General features: G+C 64.7%; 14 protein-coding genes. 3 read left to right on the top strand and 11 right to left on the bottom strand.

Annotated elements, in window-relative coordinates:
* Positions 1 to 290: 290 nt before the first annotated feature.
* Positions 291 to 2,396: a cytochrome c3 family protein gene (locus QX071_RS09155; protein WP_315703088.1), complete on the top strand. Its 2,106-nt coding sequence runs from the start codon at positions 291 to 293 to the stop codon at positions 2,394 to 2,396.
* Positions 2,397 to 2,423: 27 nt separating this feature from the next.
* Here the strand turns inward: QX071_RS09155 and QX071_RS09150 are convergent, their stop codons facing one another.
* The 7 genes from QX071_RS09150 to QX071_RS09120 all read right to left on the bottom strand — a co-directional run bounded on the left by QX071_RS09150 (position 2,424) and on the right by QX071_RS09120 (position 10,897).
* Positions 2,424 to 3,293 (bottom strand): hypothetical protein, encoded by an 870-nt coding sequence (locus tag QX071_RS09150; protein ID WP_315728526.1) that lies wholly within the window; start codon positions 3,291 to 3,293, stop codon positions 2,424 to 2,426.
* A 135-nt stretch (positions 3,294 to 3,428) separates the two neighbouring features.
* Complete coding sequence (locus tag QX071_RS09145; RefSeq protein WP_315701145.1) at positions 3,429 to 4,643, bottom strand: M20 family metallopeptidase; 1,215 nt, start codon at positions 4,641 to 4,643, stop codon at positions 3,429 to 3,431.
* Between the two features lie 19 nt (positions 4,644 to 4,662).
* Positions 4,663 to 6,243: an ABC transporter ATP-binding protein gene (nikE, locus tag QX071_RS09140; RefSeq protein WP_315701146.1), complete on the bottom strand. Its 1,581-nt coding sequence runs from the start codon at positions 6,241 to 6,243 to the stop codon at positions 4,663 to 4,665.
* On the bottom strand, positions 6,240 to 7,070 hold the full coding sequence (locus QX071_RS09135; RefSeq protein WP_315701147.1) for an ABC transporter permease: 831 nt from the start codon (positions 7,068 to 7,070) through the stop codon (positions 6,240 to 6,242). The genes nikE and QX071_RS09135 overlap by 4 nt, the downstream gene beginning before the upstream one ends.
* Complete coding sequence (locus QX071_RS09130) at positions 7,063 to 8,010, bottom strand: ABC transporter permease (RefSeq protein WP_315701148.1); 948 nt, start codon at positions 8,008 to 8,010, stop codon at positions 7,063 to 7,065. The genes QX071_RS09135 and QX071_RS09130 overlap by 8 nt, the downstream gene beginning before the upstream one ends.
* Positions 8,011 to 8,024: 14 nt before the next feature.
* Positions 8,025 to 9,575 (bottom strand): ABC transporter substrate-binding protein, encoded by a 1,551-nt coding sequence (locus tag QX071_RS09125; RefSeq protein ID WP_315701149.1) that lies wholly within the window; start codon positions 9,573 to 9,575, stop codon positions 8,025 to 8,027.
* A gap of 11 nt (positions 9,576 to 9,586) precedes the next feature.
* The gene (locus QX071_RS09120; RefSeq protein ID WP_315703089.1) at positions 9,587 to 10,897 is read right to left on the bottom strand and encodes a M20 family metallopeptidase; all 1,311 of its coding nucleotides are present in this window, start codon (positions 10,895 to 10,897) and stop codon (positions 9,587 to 9,589) included.
* A gap of 80 nt (positions 10,898 to 10,977) precedes the next feature.
* On the opposite strand from QX071_RS09120, the gene QX071_RS09115 reads away from it, so the two are divergent.
* Positions 10,978 to 11,739, top strand: a complete 762-nt coding sequence (locus QX071_RS09115) for a GntR family transcriptional regulator (RefSeq protein ID WP_315701150.1) — start codon at positions 10,978 to 10,980, stop codon at positions 11,737 to 11,739.
* A 150-nt stretch (positions 11,740 to 11,889) separates the two neighbouring features.
* Here QX071_RS09115 and QX071_RS09110 read toward each other — a convergent pair whose 3' ends face one another.
* The 3 genes from QX071_RS09110 to QX071_RS09100 all read right to left on the bottom strand — a co-directional run bounded on the left by QX071_RS09110 (position 11,890) and on the right by QX071_RS09100 (position 14,758).
* Positions 11,890 to 12,555, bottom strand: coding sequence for a methionine ABC transporter permease (locus QX071_RS09110; RefSeq protein ID WP_315701151.1), 666 nt, complete (start codon positions 12,553 to 12,555; stop codon positions 11,890 to 11,892).
* Entirely contained in the window at positions 12,545 to 13,669 is a 1,125-nt protein-coding gene (locus QX071_RS09105) for a methionine ABC transporter ATP-binding protein (RefSeq protein WP_315701152.1), read from the bottom strand. The genes QX071_RS09110 and QX071_RS09105 overlap by 11 nt, the downstream gene beginning before the upstream one ends.
* A 243-nt stretch (positions 13,670 to 13,912) precedes the next feature.
* Entirely contained in the window at positions 13,913 to 14,758 is an 846-nt protein-coding gene (locus QX071_RS09100) for a CmcJ/NvfI family oxidoreductase (protein ID WP_315701153.1), read from the bottom strand.
* 374 nt (positions 14,759 to 15,132) lie between these two features.
* Between QX071_RS09100 and QX071_RS09095 the strand changes: the two genes are divergently transcribed.
* Positions 15,133 to 15,411, top strand: coding sequence for a hypothetical protein (locus tag QX071_RS09095; protein WP_315701154.1), 279 nt, complete (start codon positions 15,133 to 15,135; stop codon positions 15,409 to 15,411).
* Between the two features lie 70 nt (positions 15,412 to 15,481).
* Here QX071_RS09095 and QX071_RS09090 read toward each other — a convergent pair whose 3' ends face one another.
* On the bottom strand, positions 15,482 to 16,420 hold the full coding sequence (locus QX071_RS09090) for a TauD/TfdA family dioxygenase (protein ID WP_315701155.1): 939 nt from the start codon (positions 16,418 to 16,420) through the stop codon (positions 15,482 to 15,484).
* Between the last annotated feature and the right edge of the window lie 23 nt (positions 16,421 to 16,443).

Here is a 16,443-nt window from a genome sequence, read left to right as displayed (position 1 = left end):
GGAACCGTAAACGAAAAAGGACCGACGCCGATACGCGACCGCAGGTGCTGTCTGGCGCGTCGCAACAGCCCGAAGCGGTCGCCAGCAAACGCATTCTCTGGCTGGGGATTGGCCCGAGCCTGCTTCTTCTCGCCCTGGTCATAGGCGGCGCACTCTACTGGCTCACGAAGTCCGACCTCCCGCCTGCGCCGCATCAAACCGCGGAGTTGAGCTTTGTCGGCAGCCAGGCCTGCGCTGGGTGCCATCAAGCCGAGACGAAGCTCTGGCAGACCTCGCAACACCGGCACGCGATGGATCACGCGACCGGACGGTCGGTGCGCGGCGATTTCAATGACGCAACGTTCGAATATGCCGGCACGCGCTCCCGCTTCTTCCGCGAGGGAGAAAAATTCATTGTCGAGACCGACGGCCCGGACGGCAAACTCGGGACGTTCGAAATCAAATACGCGTTCGGCGTGGAGCCATTGCAACAATACCTGATCGAATTCGCCGATGGCCGTATTCAGGCCCTGTCCATTGCTTGGGATACACGGCCGAAGGATCAAGGCGGACAGCGCTGGTTTCACCTGTATCCGGATGCAGCGGTCACCAACAAAGATCCCCTGCACTGGACCAAACTGAACCAGAACTGGAACTTCATGTGCGCCGAGTGCCACTCGACCGACGTTCACAAGAACTATGACGCGGCCAAGGGTCGGTTCGCAACGACCTTCGCCGAGATCAGTGTAGGCTGCGAAGCCTGCCACGGTGCCGGTTCGCGCCACGTCGAATGGGCTCGCCAGAAGCCGGCGTCGCGCGGCTCCGACCCCGGCTTGCTGGTGAAATTCGACGAACGAACGGGCATCACCTGGTCGACCGAGGCCGGAACGTTGAGGCCGATCCGCAGCGCGCCGGCGCCGGCCTTGCGCAAGGAGGTCGAAACCTGCGGGCGCTGCCACGCGCGCCGCGGCCAGCTTTCGGAAGACTGGATTCCGGGACGCCCACTCTCGGAGACCCATCGAGTCTCGCTCCTCGATCAGCAGCGCTTCCATCCCGACGGCCAGATGCGCGACGACGAGGAGACCTACAATTACGCCCCGTTCAAGCAGAGCAGGATGTTCGCCAAGGGCGTGACCTGCAGCGACTGCCACGACCCGCACAGTGCGGCCCTGAAGGCACCCGGCGATGGCATCTGTGCGCAGTGTCATGCTGCCGCGACATATGAAACGGCCGCGCACCGGCACCATGCCGATGTCTCGCCGGCGCCGGGCTGCCCCTCCTGCCACATGCCGGAACGCCGCTACATGGTCGTCGACCGACGCCATGACCATGGCTTCCGGATTCCCCGCCCCGATCTCTCCATGCAGACAGGCGCACCCAATGCCTGCAACGACTGCCACCGCGACAAGTCGGCGGCCTGGGCAGCACAACAGATCGAGAGCTGGTTCGGGCCGGAGCGACACGGCTATCAGAGCTATGCATCGGCATTTCATGCCGCCTGGACCGAAGCCGCTGATGCGCAAGCCCTGCTTGCGACTGTTGCTGGCGCAGGCGAACTGCCTGGCATCGTCCGCGCCAGCGCTCTGGCCGAGCTTCCCACGCCGGACCTCGACCTGATCCGCCGCGGCCTCTCAGACCCGGATCCACTGGTCAGGCTGGGGGCGCTCGACGGGCTGGAAGGAGTGCCGGCCGATCGGCTCTGGGCGCTCGCCTCCGCGCAATTGACCGACCCGATCCGTGGCGTGCGCATCCGTGCCGCCGAGCTTCTCGCATCGGTTCCCGCCGCACGTCAGCCTGTCGCCGAGCGCGACAAGTTTGCACAAGCCGCAGCCGAATTCGTTGCGGCGCAGAATCTCAACGCCGACCGTCCGGACGCCCGAACGGCACTCGGCAACTTCTTCGTCCGCCAAGCGAGAGCCGCTGACGCCGAAGCCGAGTACCAGGCTGCGCTGAAGCTCGATCCCTCGTTTGCAGCCGCCGCCATCAATCTGGCCGACCTGTATCGGCAGCTCGGACGTGACGGTGACGGCGAGCGGGTCCTGCGCGAGGCTCTCTCCACATCGGCGCAAGACGCCTCGCTTCACCACGCGCTCGGCTTGACGCTCGTCCGCCTGAAGCGCAACGAGGCGGCGCTCGACGAGCTGCGTCAAGCAGCCTCGCTCGACCCCGGCCAGGCACGCTACGCCTATGTCTATGCCGTGGGGCTAAATTCCTCCGGCCGCCGCGACGAGGCTCTTGCCGTCTTGAGGAATGGTTTGCAAAGTCATCCCAATGATCGCGACATCCTTGCTGCGGCGCTCGCACTGAGCCGCGAAAGCGGCGATACGGCATCTGCCCTGAACTATGCAGCCCAGCTCTCGCGCTTGATGCCCGGCAACAGCGAACTTGAAGCCCTGATCAAGCAGCTGAAGCGATAGCGTGCGACGAAAGAGGCTGCGACCGAGCTAGTTCCGCACCGCGTAGAGCGGCGTTCTGAGCGTGAGCTGGAATGCCGGTTTCGGTACCCACATGATCTCGGCGGTCACGCCAAACAGCCGGTTGTCGTTGTCATCCATACGGTCCAGATCGAGCCGCACGATGGGCTGCGTGAATGGCCGGACCGGCGTGAGGCTCAGAAGCTGGGCGCCGTCGAACGACTGCACGCCCACGCGGCCCGTGAACTTCCAGTTGTTGGGCCATTGATAATAGCCGCCGACATAGCCGATCGTATTTGGGTTGATCCTTACCGCTGCGGTGGCCATTTCGACGCGCGTGTACTGGACGCCTGCGAGCAGACCGCGTGTCTCGTCCTTGTCCAGGGCATAGTCGAACTCGACAATATTGTTGAAGGACGTTGCGGCCAGGGGGCCGTTCGGTATCGATTGGGTGATTGTCGATTGCAGAGTTACGGTCGGAAACGTCCCACCATTCTGCTCGTAGACGTCGGCCTGGAACCCGACATTCCAGCTCGTGATGTCAAATGAGGACCAGCCGCTTCCCGCGAATTGCGTGGAGCTGCCGGACACACCGGCGTAGAGCGAGATGTGGTCGGTGACGTCGACCGTAAATGGAACATCGACGTTCAGGGACTTCGCCGCCGGCAATCCGGCCGACAATGCCGCGCCGTTGGGCCCGCCAAGCGTCTGCACTGCGCTGAACAAGGAGGGATGACCGAAGCCGAACGCCAGAGTCCCAGCAGGCAGCTGCGAATAATAGGTCCTGAGGTCCAGATACATCGTCGGCGCAGCTGGCTTTGTATCGCTGCCGTCGTCGTTATCCGCGGCCCAAGCGTTCGCTGCCGGGCAGATCAGGACGAGGCCGAGCGCCGCCATCATAGCGGCCCGAACCCCATTCGATATGCGGCTCGAATTGAACACGACCATGGCGTTCCAGCAATTCGGTTCGAAACAATGAAGCCATCTTGTCACGAATCGCGCGCTTTGTCCGCCCGGTCCCGGCGACAAATTTCGTCAGCTGCAGATTTCGAGGATCGTCAGCATATAGATTCGGATCATATCCAGGAAATCTGCGATATCGACCCGCTCGTCCGGCATGGTGTTGTAGCGGCCGCCCGGTCCGCACACGATACCCTCCATGCCGCCGTAGGTATAGAGATGGCCGGCATCCGTCCCGTAGAAGCAGCTCGGTGCGACCGGTCCGGTCGGTTGCTGCTCGCCACGCACTGCGCGGTAAGCCTGGTTGATCGCAAGGACGATCGGACTTTCAGGAGCCACCTCGAAAGGCGGCATGGTCGGTACGCCGGCGCGGTCCTCCGACATGATCTCGGCCTTCAGGCCGGGAAAGCGCGCCTGCAGCGCATCGAGTTCCCGGCGCATGTCGGCGATGGCGCCGGCTTCGGTCTGGCCCGGCGCATAGCGTCCCGAGCCCTTGATGCGGACAAAATCGGCGACCTGCGGCGTGCGCCATTCGTGCAGCTCGCGGCCGAGGGCGCCGTGGACGACACCGACATGAACGCGATTGATCCCTTCGTGCGCAGGCGAGCGCGCACCGGAAAATTTCATCGCGTTGAGACGCGGAATGAGATCGCAAGCCGCCGCGATCGCATCGACGGCCTCTTCGCGCTTGGAAAGATGGCGGGTATTGCCCGTGAGCTCGATGATGAACATGAACGCGGCCGCGTGCATGGTCATCGCCTTCAGGTCGGTCGGCTCGGAATTGACGAAGTAGTCGGCGCGCAGCCCCTGTTCGAGCAGCGAATAGGTCCCGACGCCGCCCTGCAGCTCGCCGACCACATAGGTGAGGATGACGTCCCCCTTCAGCTTCACGCCGGCATCGATCAGCGTCTTGACCGCGCAGAAATAGGCGGCATCGCCAGCCTTCATGTTGGAGACGCCGATGCCGTAGATGAAGTCGTCGTCGACCTTGCCGGCCCAGGGATCGACGGTCCACCCCTCCGTTACCGGGTTGGTGTCGACATGGCCGTTGAACAACAGGCTCTTGCCACCGCCGGAGCCCTTCCAGCGACCGACCGCGTTGACCCGGCCCTCGTTGCCGAACGGCGCGAGCTCGGAATCCAGACCGATCTCGCGCATGCGCTCCGCCATGAAGGCCGCGAGCTGCTTCTCGCCTTCGGTCTTGGAGTAGCTCTTGTGCTGAACCATGCGCGACAGCAGCTCCAGAGAGCCCGCGACGTCGATCCGAGCGAAAAGCGCGTTGTGGTCCATGAAGTCAAATCCTTGCAAATCAGCCGACCGGTGCCGGCGAGGCAGCCATCAGCTCGCGGGTATACGGATGAACGTGGTCCGTATCGAAGTCCTCGACAGGCAGACAATCGACCAAATGGCCGTGCCGCATCACGGCAATCCGGTGCGCGATCTGCCTGATCAGGTTGAGGTCGTGGGTGATGAAGAGATAGGCTGCGCCGGTCTCGGCGCGTAGCGTGAGCAGCAGCTCGATGATCTGGGCCTGCACCGAAACATCGAGGGGCGCGGTGATCTCGTCGCAGATCACGAGCTTTGGACGCGCTGCAAAGGCGCGCGCGATCGCCACCCGCTGCTTCTCACCGCCGGAGAGCTGATGCGGCCAGCGCGAGGCATAGGACCGGGGCAGCTTGACCTGCTCGAGCAGCCGGGGAACCTCCGCCGCATCGCCGCCATAGAGCTTGAGCGGGCGCGACAGGATCTCGCCGATCCGGTGACGCGGATTGAGCGAGGAATCCGGATGCTGGAATATGATCTGAACGTCACGCCGATACGCCGCGTTCATGTCGCGGCCGCCATGCAGCGTGCGGTTGGCGAATGCGATCTCACCGGAAAAGCGCGCCAGGCCGGTGAGCGCGCGCGCAATGGACGACTTGCCCGAACCGGACTCGCCGACCAGGCCGAGGATTTCGCCAGCCCGGATCGAAAGGTCGACGGCATGCGTCGCTGGCGGCGGCGCGGCCCGAAACAGTCCGCCGCGGCCATAGTGCACGCCGATGCGGTTTGCGGCGAGAAGAACACGTTGCTCCGGACTGTCGTGCACCAGACGGCGTTCGGGTCGCGGCACCGCCGCGACCAAGGCACGCGTATCGGCCTGCCGGGGGAAGCGGAAAATCTCGGACGCCCGCCCCTGCTCGACCACGCGACCGTGTTTGATCACCGCGACGCGGTCGGCGACGCGCGTCATCATCGCGAGATCATGCGAGATATAGAGCGCGGCGACCTTGGTCTCGGCACGCAGCCGCGCAAACAGGTCGAGGATACGGGCGCCGGTGATGACGTCGAGCGCAGTGGTCGGCTCGTCGAACAGGATGACGTCCGGCCTGCAGCCGAAAGCCGTGGCGATGATGACGCGCTGCTTCTCGCCACCCGAGATCTCGTGCGGGTAGCGCTGCATGATCGCCGCGGGATTGCGCAGTTCGACATGACCGAGCAGCTCAATGGCGAGCGCCTCGGCCTCGCGCGCCCGCAAGCCGCGATGCCGGATCAGCGCTTCCGTGACTTGGCGTCCGACCGTCAGCGTTGGGTTCAGCGCAGTGGACGGATCCTGGAACACCATGCCGAGCCTGCGGCCGCGAACATGCGTCAACTGCTTGGCCGTCAAACGCTGCAAATCGATGTCACCGAGCGTCAGCGAGCCAGCCACCTCACGGGCGTTGGCCGGCAGATGACGCATCAAGGCCCAAGCGAGCGAACTCTTGCCCGAGCCGGATTCGCCGACAAGGCCGAGCACTTCACCCGGCGCGATCTCGAGCGAGACATCGCGGAGCACCTGCACGGGGCCAGCGGCGGTGATATAGTCCAGCGCGTAGTTCGCGACCGCAAGTGCAGGGCGTGCCGTCATCGCTCGGCCCTCGGATTGAGCGCATCGCGCAGCCCGTCGCCGACCAGATTGAAGGCGATCGCCGCGAGTGCGATCGCAGCCGAGGGCGCGATCAGCACCCAGGGCGCCTGATGCATGTATTGACGCGCATCCGCCACCATCAGTCCCCATTCGGAAGCGGGCGGCTGGGCGCCGAGACCGAGGAAGCTCAAGGTCGCGAACAGCATCACGGCGAACGAGACCCGGATGGTGGACTCGATCACGATCGGCGCCATGACGTTGGGCAGCATCTCGCGGAAGACGATCCAGCTCGCGCCCTCGCCCCGCGAGCTGGCCGCCTTGACATAGTCCTGATTGCGCACGGCCAGCGCCACCGCGCGCGTCACCCGCGCCATGCCCGGTGCGAACGCCGCTGCGATGGCGATCACCGCGTTGCCGGCACCATTGCCGAGCGTGCTGACCAGCAGCAGCGCCATCAGAAGGCCGGGAATCGCCATGATCGCATCATTGGTCCGCATGATGATCTCGTCCGCCTTGCCGCCGAGATAGGCCGATGCGGTGCCGATCACCGCGCCGGCGACACTGCCGATCAGGGTGGCCGCGAGCGCCATCGGAAGCGTCGAGCGGGCGCCGAACAGCAGGCGGCTCAGCACATCGCGGCCGAACTGGTCGGCGCCGAGCCAGTTCTGCCAGCCCGGCGCGCGGAAGCGGCCGAGGAAATCCATCTTCTCCGGCGCGTAAGGCGCGATCCACGGGCCGAAAAGGCAGGCCAAGGTCAGCATCACCAGCAGCGCGACACCGATCGCGCCTTGCGGCTTGTGCAACAGGCGGCGCAGCAACTCAGTCATAGCGGATGCGCCTGTCGATCAGAGCATAGACGACGTCGGCCGCCGTGTTGGTGATCGCGTAGGTCACGGCCATGATCATGGCGCCGGCCTGGATCGACGGCAGGTCGCGCGTCGTGATCGCGATCATCAGCGCGCGCCCGATGCCGGGAATGGCGAAGATTTCCTCGATGACGATGATGCCGCCCAGGAGATAGCCGACATCCAGCGCGATGATGGTGATGACCGGCAACAGCGCGTTGCGCAGCGCATGCCGCGTCAGCACGGTCCGCTCCGGCAATCCCTTGAGCCGCGCGGCGCGGATGTAGTCGGACTGCAGCACGTCGAGCGTCTCGGACCGCATCATCCGCATGACGTGAGCGACCAGGATGACCGAGACGGTGAGCACGGGCAGCGCCAGATGGGCGATCGCCGCAGCCGTGTCCTCCAACGGCGACACGTAGCCGGTGGCTGGCAGCCAGGGCAGCTTGTCCGTGAACACCAGCGTGAGGATCGTGGCCGTGACGAACTCCGGCAGCGAGACACCGACATAAGCAGCAAGGCTGGTGATCGTATCGGCCAGCCGGCCCTGTCTGATAGCGGCGAAAATACCGAGCGGCACCGCAATAACGAGGGTGACCAAGATCGCGCAGAGCGCAAGCAGCAGCGAGCGCAACAGCGCGGTCAGCATCTCCGGCGCGACCGGCAAACCGGTGCGCATCGAGACGCCGAAATCGCCCAGAGCAGCGTGCGCCGCCCAATGAACGAATTGCAGCCAGACGGGGTCATTGAGACCGAGCCTGGCACGAACCGCGGCGAGAGCCTCCGGTGAGGCGTTCTCGCCGAGCAGGGTCTGAGCCGCATCGGCCGGCAGCGCCTGGGTGATGGCAAACACCAGCACGCAGACGATGACGACCGTGTAGGCCATCAGGAGCAGCCGCCGCAGCAGCCAGGCAAACGACATTGGACGTCCCGATGTCAGGCGCGCTTCGGCGCACCGGCCCCGAGCGAGACCTTGTCCAGCAGGAACACGGAGCCGCGCGGATGCAGCACATAGCCGGAAACATAGGACCGCTGCGCTGCGAGGATGTCGAAGAACACCGGGATCACCGACGGGACCTCATCGTTCATCATCGCCTGGGCCCGATCATAAAGCGCTCTGCGATTGGCTTCGGCGGTTTCGGCGCGCGCCGCGTTGACGACCTCGTCGAAGCGGGGGTTGTTCCAGCGCGTCTCGTTCCAGGCCGCGTCCGAGGTGTAGAGCAGCTTGAAGATCGCATCTGCCGTCGGCTGCATGTTGTAGAAGCCGACATAGAAGTTGCCCTTCTTCCAGACCTGGTCGAGATAGGTGGCATGCGGCATGGTCTGGACGTTGATACGGAATCCCGCAGGCGCGGCCATCTCGCGGATCGCGACACCGAGCTGCGTTCGCGTCTCCGGTTTGTCGGAGGCCACCAGCGTCAGGTCGAGGCCACCGGGATAGCCGGCATCGGCCAAAAGCTTCTTGGCCTTGGCGATGTCCGGCTTCTTCAGCGGAATGTCCTTGTAGAAGCGATAGGCCGGGCTCAACGGCGTGTCGTTGCCCGCTGTGCCGTAGCCGCCTGCGACGAAACCCGCCATCGCCTCGCGATCGACGGTCAGCGCCAGCGCCTGGCGTACGCGGACGTCGTTGAACGGCTTCTGGTCGCAGCCCATGTTGACGTTGAGAAACTGGCCGGACGGCGTGCGCAGCGCCTTGACGCCCGCCGCTTTGGCAAGGCGCTCATATTCGCCGGGCGTCGTCGACAGCATCAGATCGGTGTCGCCCGAGATCAGCGCCGATGCTTCCGCCGTGCGATCCGGGTAAACCAGGATCTCGACCCGGTCGAGATAAGGCCGCGCGGGATCGTAGTAGCTGGCATTGCGTTCGACGACGATCTTGCGGTCTGGCTCGTATGAGACGAGCTTGAACGGGCCGGTGCCGTTCGGCTTGGTGGCAAGGCTGCCGAGGTCGCCGGCGATGGCCTTCGCTGGCACGATGCGCGCGTTAGTGTAGGCGAGCGCAACCGGCAGGTCGGCAAAGGCGCTCGAAAGCGTGAACTTGACCGTGAGCGGATCGAGGGCTGCGATCTCCTTGATCGGGCCGACATTGGTGCGCCCCGGCGAGGCCGTCTTGGGATCGAGAATCGCCTTGAAGGTGGCGACGACATCGTCGGCCGTCAGCGCAGTGCCGTCGTGGAAGGTGACGTTGGGCCGCAGTTTGAAGGTCCATTCGAACAGACCGGCATCGGCGTGCCAGGACAACGCAAGATCCGGCTCCACCGTCATGTCGGGCTTCAGCCGGGTGAGGTTCGAGTACAGCAACTCGGTGACGAGATATTCCGGATTCACCCGCGTCAGCAGCGGATGGATCACGGCCACGCCCTGATCGACGGAGATGCGCAGGACGCCGCCGCGCGCCGGCGCCTCGGCGGCGCCCGCGACATGCGGCAAGGCGGCGAATGTGAGCGCGGTTCCTGCGAGAAAATGACGACGGGACAGGGACGGCATGTTGCGTGTCCTCAAGGATGATTCACGGCTTCGGGAGAAAGATCGGGACGAAATTCAGCGCAGAGATAGGCCAGCACCGATTTGGCCAGCGCCACGATGTCGGACACGGTGGTGGATTCCCCAGGCGCGTGAATGCGGCTGGTCGGTCGGCCGAGACCGGTCAGCAGCACCTCCTGCATGCCGGTCCGCTGGACCCAGCCGAAATCCGAGCAGCCCGACGCGCCCCATGTGGCGAAATCCTCTGCCGCATAGCCAAAGCCGGCCGAGAGCGCGCTCTGCCAGCGCGGCCAGTGCGGCCCGGTCGGATCGGACGTCGGCATCAGATGGCCGGTCAGAACAATTTCGACGTCGAGGCCTTCGGTGGCCTGCGCGATCGCGGTCTCGATCTCGGCACGCGCGGCGACGAAATCCTCCTCGGGCGCATAGCGTCGGCACAGCAGGATCTCGAACAGCGACGGAATCTGCCCGCCGCACTGACCGCCATGGGCCGCGACAATATCGAGCTGCGCCGTCAGCGGCCCGCTCGCCTGCGGTGGCGGCGGCAGGCTCGACACACGCCGCGCGATCGCCGGCTTCAGCGCGCTGAGCGTATTGAGCAGCGGCAGCGCCGCCTCGATCGCATTGGCGCCATTGCTGCGCTGCTCGCCGGCATGCGCCGCCTTGCCGTGAATGCGTACCAAAAGCGTGAACAGGCCAAAGCAGCCGGCCCAGATGCGCGGCGCGGCACTGCCGTTGAAATTGAGGATGTGGCCTTCGAGCAGGCCCTGCTCGGCCAGATAGCGCACCCCAGGATAAAGCCCGGCCTCCTCGTCGGTACACAACAGCAGCATCGGATCGTAGGCCAGCGGCAGCTTCGTCGCGGCTGCCGCCCGCAACGCCAACAACACTGCCGCGATCGTGCCTTTCATGTCGGCTGCGCCAAGGCCGATCAGCCGATCGCCATCGCGGGTCAGGCAAAACGGGTCGCTGCCCCAGCCCGGCGCGGCCGGCACGGTGTCGACATGGAAATAGAGCCCCAGTACCGGTTTGCCGGAGCGGCGACGCGCGATCAGATTGGTTCGCGTGCCATGCACGGGCGCTCCCGGCGCGCGCCAGAGCTGCTCGGGCACGACCACCCGCTCAGAATCGAGACCGAGCGGCGCGACCAGCGACTGCATCAGCTCAGCGAAGGCGTCATAGCCGCTGCCGGGTGGAAACGACGTATCGACGGCGACCATCCGGGCCAGATCATCGACCGCCGCCGAAGCAGATTCTTCAATGACGGCAAAAGCATCGGCCAGAGTTGGCGAAGCTCGGCCATCGGATGTCAAGGCACAGACCATCTGGATCGGCTCAAAACTATATTCTATATAGAAATAGAGTTCAGCCGATGGCATTGTCAATTGCAGGAATGAGGCAGGCGGTGGTCAGCAAAGCGGCAGAGGTGCCGGAGGTCAGTCCGGGAGGGCTGCCGGTCCCGCTCTACGAGCACGTCAAACGGCAGATCGCCGAGGCGATCCTGATCGGCGAGCTGCCGCCGGGCACCGTGCTTCCCGGCGAGGTCGCGCTCGCTGCGCAGTATGGCGTCGCCGTCGGCACCATCCGCCGCGCGCTGGCCGACCTGACATCCGGGGGCATGCTGATGCGCCGGCGCAAGACAGGAACGGTGGTCACCGGGCGCGCGTCACGGCACGGCTTGCGCTTCTTCTTCCAATATTTCCGCCTGCAGGGCGAGGACGGCAGCCTGCTGCAGTCCGACGCCGAAGTGCTGTCGGTCACGACTGAGGATGCCACTGACGCCGAGGTCGCGCTGTTCGCCCTGCCCGCACGCGCGCCATTGCTACGCCTGCACCGGGTCCGTCGCGTCACGGGCGCACCGATCCTGCACTCGCGCATTTCGCTCGTCGCCGAGCGCATTCCGGGCTTTCCGCACGAGCCCGCCAAGGTGCCCGCTTTGATCTATCGGCATCTGCTCGAAGCCTACGGCATGCGCATCGCCGCCGTGCGCGAGAAGGTCACCGCTGAACTCGCCACCGAGGAGGACTGCCGCCTGCTCCATCTCACCTCGCCGAGCGCCGTGCTGGTCATCGATGAGGAGGCCTACGACCAGACCGGCGCATTGGCGATCCGCAGCCGGCATCGCGCGACGACCGCACACCATCATTATTCGAACGAGATCCGCTGACCTCTTTCGATGCGACACATGGCTCGCCGCTCGCCCCTTGATCTGCTGAGACTGCCGGAATGGCTTCGCCCCGGCAGCAGGCGCCCGATCTCGGCATCGGAGCATGACGTCCCTGGACATGCTCAGGACGAACTCCTTTGCCTCCTGCGATCAGCGATACCGCAGCCGGCGGTTGAGGCGGCGCGCCAGATGGTCGCCAACCGTCTGCACCGTCTGCACCAGCGCGATCAGCACCACGACCACCGCCAGCATCATGTCGGGCATGAAGCGCTGATAGCCGTAGCGGATGCCGAGATCACCCAGCCCGCCGCCGCCCACCGCGCCGACCATCGCGGAGTAGCCCAAGAGGCTGACCACCGCGAGCGTCAGCGCCATCACGAGCCCGGGCAGCGCCTCGGGAATCAGCACCTTGAAGACGATCTGCAAGGGGCTCGCGCCGAACGACGACGCGGTCTCGATCAGGCCGCCGTCCACTTCGCGGATCGCAGCCTCCACCAGTCGCGCAATGAAGGGCGTTGCCGCGACCGTCAATGGAACGATCGCTGCCGCCGATCCGATCGAAGTGCCGGCGATCAGCCTCGTGAACGGGATGATGGCGACGACCAGGATGATGAATGGCGTCGAGCGCGCCGCATTGACGATCACGCCGAGGATCGCGTTGGCCGAGGGAGCGGCAAACAACTCGCCCTTGCGGCTGGTGGCGAGAAAGATGCCGAGCGGCAGCCCCAGCGTGGTTGCGACCAGCGCGGCCGTGGCGACCATGAACAGACTCTCGCCGGTCGCCTGGATGATCAGGTTGATGAGTTCAGGCGACATAGCCGAGACGCTCCGCTGCGAAATCGTGTTGAGCCAGATAGGACAGCGCCCGCCGCGACGCCGCCTCGCCGCCGGGGACGCCGAGGATCAGTGAGCCGACATGCTGGCCGCCGATCTCATCGATGCGTGCCGACAGCAGCGCGATGTCCACCGACAGCTCCCGCGCGAGCCGCGCCACGACCGTGTCGCCAGCGTCGCTGCCGCGCACCTGCACGCGAATGACGGCCTTGCCCGCCGGAACGGGCTGCGGCTCGAGCCGGCTTGCCAGCGACACCGGCACGGAATCGCCGAGCACTTCGGACAGGAAGGTCTGCGTGGTCGGATGTCTGGGATGCGTGAAGATGTCGGCGACGTGGCCACGCTCGACGATCCGGCCGCCGTCGATCACCACGACCTCCTTGGCGAGCTGCCTTACCACCGACATCTCGTGCGTGATCAGGATGATCGTGACGCCGAGTTCGCGGTTGATGTTGGCCAGCAAATCGAGGATCGCGCGGGTCGTCTGCGGATCCAGCGCCGAGGTCGCCTCGTCCGACAGCAATACGTTGGGCCGCGTTGCCAGCGCCCGAGCGATGCCGATACGTTGCTTCTGCCCCCCCGACAGCTCCGACGGATAGCGGTCATGCTTGTCGGCGATGTCGACCAGTTGAAGAAGCTCCGCCACCCTGGCCTTGATGTCGGCCTTCGACCAGCCGGCGATCTCGAGCGGCAGCGCGATGTTGTCGGCGGCGGTGCGAGACGACAGCAGATTGAAGTGCTGGAAGATCATGCCGATCGAGCGCTGTGCAAGCCGCAGCGGCCTGCCACTCAAGGATGAGATGTCGCGACCGTCGACGATCACGCGACCCGCAGTCGGCTTCTCAAGGCCATTGATCAGCCGCACCAGACTCGACTTGCCGGCACCCGAGCGGCCAATCACGCCCGTGATCGAGCCGCGCGCAATGGCGAAATCGATGTCCTGCAGAGCCTGGACGCTCGGCTTATCGCGATAGGCCGGATAGGCTTTCGACAGACGCTCGAACCGGACCATCGGCTCCGCCACGGCCATAGCAGGCACGATCGGCTCGGAGGCCTGGATCGGCTCTGCGACCGCCAGAGATGGATGGGCATTCATCGGAGGACCCTTTTCGATAGGCTGCAGTTCGATGTGCTGCAGCGCAACCAGACGGGCCGAACATGGCCCGGCCGGGTCCTGGTGGCAATTTCAGATATTGGCAGCACGGTGGGCGAAGCTTCCTCGCCCCTGCCGCGGTGGAGAAAATTCTTCCTCCTCGTACACGGCCCGATGCGGTTTTGAGTCGAATGCAGAGCGCCATCGGAGGAAAAATCGCCTGCCAGTCGCCTCCGATGCGAACGACTATTGCCGATGGAAGACCAAGGTTCGCAGTTCGATGCTCTCGCGCGGCGCCGCATCGGCCGGCGTGACCGGATCGACGAAGGCGGTGTGCGGACCGAACCGCGTGCGGCCATCGGTCGCCGAATCATAGCACTTCAGCAGCAGCACTTCGTCCGTGGTCATCTCCGGGAAATAGAACCAACGATGCGCAGGGTTGTATTTGACCGCGTAGGTCTCGCCATTCCGGTTCGGATAGATCAGGTCGGAAGCGACGAGATCATCCGGCGCGACCGTAGTCGCATCACACATCGCTAGCGGCATGTCGCGCAGCGGCCCACGAATCGGACGCCACAGATTGATCACCTGCACCCGCCCCTTCAGCAGATCCTCCGCCTCGGCACCGAGATGCTCGCGGACCCGATTGACGCCGGAATGTTCGGTCTGGTCGACATGGACCCGCGTCGACGGCTGACGCGGCCCGCCATCGCGAACGTCCGGAGCGCCTTCAACCCGCTTACGCACGGTGTGGTCGAAGATGACGACGCGATCCGCCCGTAGCGTCGCGCGGAGGAACGCCTCGGCCGCCGGATAATAGACGCTGCGCACCTCCTTGTCGTTGTAGAAATCCCGCACCACCGTCGGATGCCGTACAAGCGCAAATCCTTCGCGGTCGAGCGAGAACCCTTGCGCGACCGAGCGCGCGTCGAACACGGGCAGCTGATGCGGCTCAGCCAGCGCCGTCGACTTCGGCTCACCCGGCGGCGGATCGAAGGCATAGGTCCGCGGCTTGCCGGCGACGGGCGCAAGGTAATTCAGCTCAGCCGTTACGAACGGTAGCGATTCGATCCTTCTTTCCAGCACGGTCATGGTCATCTCCGTCACTTTAAAGCACTTGCATGAATGTTGGTCCGCAAAGCGCGCGGCGACAAGTGGACGTTCAAAATAGCAATGGCTTTGCTCTCGGATGCGGTGGACGGAGCAAATCCTTGCGCCAAGGTCCTGTTGTCACACAGAGTCGTTCTGCTCCGACGACGACGCCGCGCACCGTGCGTCAATCATGCGCCGGACCTTTGCTCCGTCTCTTCGATCTCTGGCGAAATTGCCGAACGGATCGCTTCCACGCCTGGAGGCATCGACAGCATAATCGTTGCGCGGCCTCGCTTAGTTCGTTGCGATCATTTCATTGACGCCCGCGGCAACATCCCTAGTGTGGCGGCTTTGACATTCCACGTCGCGGTCGCATGTGCCTACATCGCACACAGGTCTTCGTGCTCGACATCGCCGGACGGCCGGCATTTGCCTTCGAGGCCGCGGACCACGACGGAGCGCGCCGGCTCGCGCGTTCGGAACGGCTGCTGCAAGCGTTGGACGATTATTGCCGAGCGAAGCGTCTAGGCGCGGGCGGCCAATTGCAGATCCGTGCCGCAACGATGGCGGAGGCTGCCAGCTATTACGACATGGCCGACGAATTTGCGGAGACGGCTCCACGCCTCCTGGTTGCCCGCATCACCGGGGCTTGAGGCATCGACATGCCTCGATTCAAGCGGCATCGAGAGGCGCAGATCCGGTTCCGCGCCTCTCAATCGCCGCCTACTCCGCAGCCTCGCTGAGTCCAAGTCGCGCCTGAGGTATCTCGCCGGTGACGACCGAGACGCGCTCGCCCCAGCGTTCCTCCGGATAATAGTCCCACACCGCATGGTGCTGGCTTGCCCAATTGTCCCAGACCAGCAACGAATTCGGTTGCCAGTGCACGCGCGCCTGCAACGCAAGCTGACCTTCGACATGGCGGAACAGGAACTGCAGCAGCGCGTCGCTTTCCTTGCGGGTCAGTTGCACGATATGCGACGTGAAGGATGCGTTGACGTACAGGAATTTCCGCCCCGTGCGCGGATGCATCACCACCACCGGATGCTCGGATTGCGGATAGGTCTTGCCGGGATCCGGCTTGGCGCCATAGCCCGCCGTCCAGGCGAGCGAGCCGTCGTGGATCGCGGTCAGGCCATCGAGCAACTGCTTGATCGGATCCGACAGGAATTCATAGGCGAGATACATGTTGGCGAAGGCCGTGTCGCCGCCGAGCGGCGGCGTCTTGGTCACGCGGAGCAGCGAGACTGCAATCGGGCTTGGATCGCAGGACACGTCCGGATGCCAGCCGTCGCCGGCGGTAAAGCGCGAATCTCTGTCGGTCTTCCAGGACAGGAATTCTGGATCGAACGGACCGTCGTGACGGAAGCGCGTGGCCGCGAGTTCGTGCCGATGCAGTCCCTTGCCGAAGCGCCGCGCGAACCGCTTATGGTCTTCCTTGGAGATCTCCTGGTCGCGGAAGACGATCGCGAGGTTTTCGTCGAGCGCGCGCCGAATCTCCGCAAATTGCGCGTCGGACAGGTCCTTGGAGAGATCGACACCGCCGATCTCAGCGCCGACCGTCGGGCTGAGCTGCCGCACCTGGATCGTCTCGTAAGGTGCACGCCGCGCTGTCGTCCAGGCCTCGATTGCCAGCTTGTCGTTGAAGTCTCGGTAAAAACTCATGACCTTTGGTTCCTTGTTGAAGT

The sequence above is a fragment of the Bradyrhizobium sp. SZCCHNS1022 genome (genome assembly GCF_032484835.1).
GTDB lineage: Bacteria > Pseudomonadota > Alphaproteobacteria > Rhizobiales > Xanthobacteraceae > Bradyrhizobium.
Note: the sequence above shows the minus strand (reverse complement) of the source record. Positions and strands in the feature narration are given on the sequence as shown.